The organism is Candidatus Albibeggiatoa sp. nov. BB20 (assembly GCA_016744725.1).
Lineage (GTDB): Bacteria > Pseudomonadota > Gammaproteobacteria > Beggiatoales > Beggiatoaceae > Albibeggiatoa.
Map to the genome: position 1 here is coordinate 1 of JADGDW010000263.1, position 3,340 is coordinate 3,340.

Genomic DNA, 3,340 nt, shown 5'->3' on the forward strand with positions numbered 1-3,340 from the left:
GATTCCAATAGTTCTAATGAATTAGAGCCATCTGAAAATGCACATCATGGATTTGAAACTGAAACGGTTACTGATGGAAAGCCTGAAGCATTTAAAGATAAAATAAAAGAGACTGATAAGCCGCCTAAGCCCGCTAAAAAATCACGTCCAGAGCCAGAATTGATTATTGCCTTATTTATATTGCCTCGTCATGAAGAGGGATTTTTAGGAACTGATATTTTTACCGTGTTGCAAGACCAGAATATGTCGTATGGCAAAATGGAAATTTTTCATCATTATGGTGTCGGTGAAATCAAAGTAAAACATGCTATTTTCAGTGTTGCTAATATTTTAAATCCTGGGATTTTTAACCCTAATGAAATGGATGATTTCTACAGTGCTGGGCTGGTGTTTTTTATGCAGCTACCGGGGGCATTTGGTGGTCGAGTCACCTTTGAGTTGATGCTAAATACAGCAAAAAGAGTGGCTGAGAATTTAGAAGGTACATTAACTAATGAACAGCAATATATTTTAGACCAAGATATGATTGATGGCTTACGAGATAAAATTACGCAGTTTGAGCTAGAAAAAGAACAAATATTAGATGAAAATTAGCCTGTTGCCATAGCATTAATAATCCCTATTTGAAAAACGCTGCTTTATACTGACAAGTTTTGAGCCTAAACCTCTGCATAATATTGTGGAGCTGATTCCATGAAAAAACGCGACTGCTTAGCCTGATTGATTGGCATCTAGCTCATTGATGATAAACATAAAATAATCTCTTAGATACATTTTAACTTTTCAAACATTTAGGCTGTTTATAATTTAAACTTTACCGCTGTTTTAAAATCACTAGCGTAATATCATCAAAAATCTTTTGTTGACCAATATGTTGCCGTACATCCTCAATGACAGCTAACTGAACTTCCTTTACACTACGAGGCCAAGTTGCGCTTACTATTTGGCACAAGCGATCTAAACCATACAGTTCTTTGCTCATATTTTCTGCCTCGGTAATACCATCGGTATATAACACCAAGCCATCACCTGAATGCAGCTCAATTTCGACATAATTTAAAAATGGTTCAATGTCTGGTTCTAAACCAATAGGAAAGCCTAAATCAATAGTATCAATACGCTCAATTTGACTATTACTGCGGACTAATAAAATTTCCTCATGTTGACCACTGAGTTTAATTTTCCTTTTGCAATAATCAACCAATGCCAGACTCAGATTTTTATCCGAATCCATACGTTTGATATTATCATAAATCACCCGATTCAAAATATTCAAACAGGTATCAGGTGAACAAATATTATTTGCAAACAAAGTACGAATCGAAGTCTGTACCATCAACATTAATACACCGCTGGCTAAACCATGCCCTGTCACATCACCAATCGCAATTTTGATGTTATCCCCATACTGCAAAACATCATAATAATCGCCACCCACTTCGACTGCAGGCTGCATAAAACCACAGATTTCTAAATCATCAATATTTTGCAATTCTTGTTCTTTTGGCAATACCATGCGCTGTAATTCTTGACTGACTAGCAATTCAGTAGACATGCGAATATTTTCTTCTTTTAGATAATCATTTAGGGTTTTAATTTCCTCATTTGCTTGCTCTAAATCACTAGTGCGTTCTTTTACTTTCATATCTAAATTGTGAAATAACTCATTCAATTGCCCTGCCATCCCTCTAAAGGTTCGAGCTAATTGCCCCAATTCATCCTGACTGTCAATCGACAAATTTTGTCCCCATTGACCTGCGGAAAATTGTTGTGCAAAACACTGCATTCTCAATTTTTCATCGGTCTCATCAATATTTAATTTTTGGCATTCATTCATAATAGGGACTAAACGCGAATTGAGCCAACGTACAAATAAAACCACAATAGAAGTCAAAAATACGACCGCAAACAACATGCTAATACCAATCATTTGGTAAATAGGCATTAAAATAGGTTTTTCGGGTAGCACTGCAGCAATAAGCCATTGGGTGTTAGAAATATGTTGGAAAGCAATATAAGCTTCATTGTGTCTAAATAACCCTGTTGATGTCAGTTGCATGGTATTCCATATTGGTTGGAAAAAACTGAGTTGGCTGTAATGGGTCATCGCCTTGGCTTGCTCTGGATTATGCGGATTAGCCAGCAAATGCCCTTCTTGACTAAACAAGACAAAATACCCCGCTTGATTTAATACAGGTTCATCCAATTGTTGGGTTAATGCAGTCACATTTACATCATAGCCAGCAACGCCAATCAATTGATTTTTCTCATTATAAAAAGGGTTAAGCAAAGTTGACATCGCAATGCCATACCATGAAAAAGGCTCAGTCCAATGAATCTTTCCTGCTTCAACCGTTTGTTGATAATAATCTTTGCTTAGATAATGATCTTCTGTAAATAATTCTGCATAACGCACATTGGCATAAGGAGGAGCTAATAATTGGCCTATTGCATCGGTTTCACCTTGGTCAACATAAAAATAAGGCCAAAAACCTTCTTGTTCTGCTACGATTTGATATGGAGCTTGACCAAACCCTGCACCAACAGCCAGTGGTGAGCGTTTTAAAAAAAAATCAAAAGCTAATTGCTTATAAGCTTCAGGGTCATGAATCCTTAATTTTTTCAATCTAAATAAAATTGTAGACATATTATTGGAAGCTTCTTCTAATGTACTTAGTTCTTTTTCTAAGCGAAGGGATTGAATTTTGAGACGATTATGAATTTCAGATAAAGCATGTTGTTCTAATGCTTGATAGAAGTAATAGGATAAACTTAATAATCCACAGAAAATACTAATGAGTAGAGAAAATAGTAATTTTGAGCCAATCGTATCTAAGCTAAATTTTGGGCAAATTGGTCTTATATATTGAATTAGAGAGAATTTCGAAAAATAGGCTGATATAGGATTTATAGCTTGAGCTTTCATGCCCTGTCCCTCATCTTATGTAATAATTTTTGGTTTTATAAATAACTCATATTACGCAAAAAAATTCTCGCTCTTAAATAATCAATAACTTACAAAATCATCTCTACAACGTAACTCATTGATTTATCGTTCTACAAAATGTTGTCTGCGTAAGGTGAATAATTAATTTAAGTGTACCAAACACAGCTCTGCTGTCACTATACTTCAAGTATATAAAAAATGAAAAATGCATTATTTAACTATATGAGAAATATGCTTTAAGTGTTTTTATGTTTTATTTCTAAAGTTTAAAAGGTTTTCGCTAGTTAACTTAGAAGATTTACTGTGCGTTTCTGGGACATCTCTATCAAATAAATTCAAATAATCATAGACTTCTTTAGTTACTTTAGTTGGTGTGCTGGCACCACTAGTAAC

The 3,340-nt window shown here is 34.8% G+C and carries 2 protein-coding genes; one reads left to right on the forward strand and one right to left on the reverse strand.

Features of this window, described 5'->3' with window-relative positions:
* On the forward strand, positions 1-594 hold a 594-nt coding region (zipA, locus tag ABXH34_RS18305), incomplete at its 5' end, for a cell division protein ZipA (protein ID WP_353573329.1).
* A gap of 220 nt (positions 595-814) precedes the next feature.
* On the opposite strand, the gene ABXH34_RS18310 is transcribed toward zipA, so the two are convergent.
* Positions 815-2,926: a SpoIIE family protein phosphatase gene (locus tag ABXH34_RS18310; protein WP_353573330.1), complete on the reverse strand. Its 2,112-nt coding sequence runs from the start codon at positions 2,924-2,926 to the stop codon at positions 815-817.
* Positions 2,927-3,340: the final 414 nt, after the last annotated feature.